The sequence below is a fragment of the Streptomyces soli genome (assembly GCF_003999195.1).
GTDB lineage: Bacteria > Actinomycetota > Actinomycetes > Streptomycetales > Streptomycetaceae > Actinacidiphila > Actinacidiphila soli.
The window spans coordinates 1-2,515 of record NZ_RJVR01000388.1 but is presented as its reverse complement, the minus strand read 5'-3'; the positions used below and the strand labels follow the sequence as shown (position 1 = coordinate 2,515).

The 2,515-nt window shown below is 71.1% G+C and carries 3 protein-coding genes; all 3 read right to left on the bottom strand.

Annotated features, from left to right (window positions below; translation table 11 throughout):
- Positions 1-1,621, bottom strand: a 1,621-nt coding sequence (locus EFK10_RS46025; protein WP_164836483.1) for a recombinase family protein, incomplete at its 3' end; no start/stop codon positions are given.
- Positions 1,618-1,956, bottom strand: coding sequence for a hypothetical protein (locus EFK10_RS46020; RefSeq protein ID WP_127361577.1), 339 nt, complete (start codon positions 1,954-1,956; stop codon positions 1,618-1,620). The genes EFK10_RS46025 and EFK10_RS46020, both read right to left, overlap by 4 nt.
- Complete coding sequence (locus tag EFK10_RS46015; protein WP_127361576.1) at positions 1,953-2,381, bottom strand: helix-turn-helix domain-containing protein; 429 nt, start codon at positions 2,379-2,381, stop codon at positions 1,953-1,955. Before EFK10_RS46015 ends, EFK10_RS46020 begins: the two co-directional genes overlap by 4 nt.
- Positions 2,382-2,515 lie beyond the last annotated feature (134 nt).

Sequence of the window (2,515 nt, the reverse complement as noted above, 5' to 3'; positions counted from 1 at the left end):
CACCAACGGAACGCAGACGGTCTTGGCTGGACGGTGCGGGTCGGAGGGGCCGGTTGGATGGCAGGGGCGGCTCGGCCGGCGGGTCGTCGAGCGGGATCCGTAGCTGGATCCTGACGTGCCAGCCGACGACTTCGATCTCCTCCACCACCAGGCGAAGGAGTGCCTGTTGCTGGTCGAAGTCGAGGGCGTCGATGCCGGCACGTGCCCGCTGGGCGAAGCTGTCGAGCCGGGAGCGCAGTTGGCCGGCTTGGGCCAGTTCATGGCGGCGGGCGGTGAGCGTGTCCCGGCGCTGGGTCAGGTCGCGGCGGCGACGGTCGATGCCGTCGGCGCGTCGCTGCAGGTCGGGAAGGTCGATCAGGCCTGCCTGGTAGAGATCGGCCAGACGGCCCCGCTCGGTCTGCGCGGTGGTGAGCTTGCGGTCGAGCCCGGCAAGTTCCCGGGCCAGCAGCTCGTCGGTGGAGGCCTTCTCCGCGGTGGCGTGCTGTCCGGCCAGGAGGGTCTCAGGACACAGGAGGGCATCGCGGACCTGGGAGAAGACAAAGTGGTCCAGGACCTCGGCGCGGATGTTGCGTTCCGGGCAGCGGCGGTCGCTGCCACCGGCGCGGATCGGGTCGTGGTTGCGGCAGTAGTAGTAGCGGTGCCAGGCTCCGTTGCGGCCGCGCATCTTGTGGCAGTTGGTGCCCACGTGGCAGGAGCCGCATTTGACCAGGCCGCGCAGCATCCACTGGCCGGGCTCGGTCCGGCGCGGGCTCCACTTGCTGTTGTCCCAGGTGACGTGGTCGACGGCGGCGAAGGTGGCCTGGGTGACGATGGCGGGCACCGCGATGGCGATCCACTCCTCCTTCGGCCGGGGGACCTGGCGGTGGCGGTGTCCCGGCCGAGGGTCGGGCACCGCTTCGGTGCGGTTGAAGTAGACCCGGCCGACATAGGCCTCGTTGCGCAGGACCCTGGCCAGGGTCGAGGTGCCCCAGACCCCGTTCCCCTTCTTCGGAGTGGGGACCCGGTCGGCGGCCAGGCCGCGGGCGATCTGCCGCATCGACAGCCCGCGCGCGGTGTAGTCCTCGAAGATCCGGACAACGACAGCGGCCTCCGCCTCGAAGACCACCAGGTGAGCCGGTGTTTCCTGGTCGCGGGGAAGCCTGCGGTAACCGTAGGGCGTCCGCCAGGAGATCACCTCGCCGGCCCGGGAGCGGAAGAGCTTGCCGCGCCGGTAGCGTTCGGCGATCTTCGCCCGCTCGTACTCGGCGATCACACCCTGGACCTGGGTCAGCAAGGTGGCCTGCGGATCGTCGGTGATCGGCGGAGCATCGGTGAAACGCACCGTGACCTGCAGCCGGGCCAGTTCGTCCAGGACGACGACCTGATAGGCATAGACCCGGGCCAGCCGGTCCGGGGACAGGCACCACACCCGCTCGAACAGCCCCGCCTCGGCCGCGTCCCGCAACGCGTCCAAGCCGGGCCGGTCCAGCCGGGCCCCCGAGCAGCCGTCGTCGGTGAACTCCGCCACCAGCTCGTCGCCCTCGGCGGCCACCCGCTCGCGCAGCAGCGCCAGTTGGGATCCGATCGTGCCGCGGGCCTGCTGGCTCTCGGTGGACACCCGCGCATAGAGCACCGCTTTCACCGCGCCCGCCTCCCCGCCCGTTCGCTTCCTGCATCGTGGTTGTCGGCGGCGTCCAGCAGCATCGCGAACACCGCGGCCAGGGTGTCCGCCCGCGGATCACGGTGCGGTGTCCAGGCCGGCCGACGGGCGCCGGACACCTCGGCCCGCAAGGCCGTCTCACCGCTCGGCCAGGTGATCAGGCCGGCCAGTCCACGACGAGCGAACCGGGCCGCGGCCAGCGAGGACGGCATCCGCCCGTACTCCAGGACGTGGGCCCGCAGCATCTCGTACTCGGCCTGCGCTCCTTCGCCCGGGAGCGGGCACCAGCCCCGCTCCGCGAGACGTGGCGCTGTCATCGCCGTTGGATCCGTTCCACCGTGCGACGGTGCAGCAGCACCCCGAACTGCCGTTCCACCTCCCCGGCCAGCACCGCGCCCGAGATTCCTGGTGGTGCGCCGCGGATGAAGGCCGTGATGTCCCCGGTGACCTTCACCGGGCCGCGTCGCCCCGGCCTGCCGTCCAGCAGCCCCGTCATGCCGGCCTGCTCGAACGCCGCCTTGACCAGGTAGAACCCGGAGCGCGAGTATCCGTGGCCGACCGCTGCGGCGCTCACGCTCGCTTCCCCGACCGCATGCGCGCGCAGCATCTCGTACTTGACCTGGACCTTGTCCTGGGCCAGGAAGAACCCGCCCTCGCGAAACAGCGGCGCGCTCACCGCTCCCGCGTGCGGGTGGATCAGACCGGAGGCTTGCAGGGCCTTCCACCTCGTCGGTTCGCTCATCGGCGCCGCCTCCTACTACGGACGGTAGGGCGGCCAGACCTGTGTGTCGACTGTTTCCCGCCGCAGTGCTCCAAGACCCCCAAACGACCGACGGCGCACGCCCCACTGATGCCGAGAGGTCCGGAACCCCATGG

Bases quoted from the DNA above. Each gene is read 5' to 3' on its own strand.
- EFK10_RS46020 (WP_127361577.1), bottom strand. From the start codon at position 1,956: ATGACAGCGCCACGTCTCGCGGAGCGGGGCTGGTGCCCGCTCCCGGGC.
- EFK10_RS46015 (WP_127361576.1), bottom strand. From the start codon at position 2,381: ATGAGCGAACCGACGAGGTGGAAGGCCCTGCAAGCCTCCGGTCTGATC.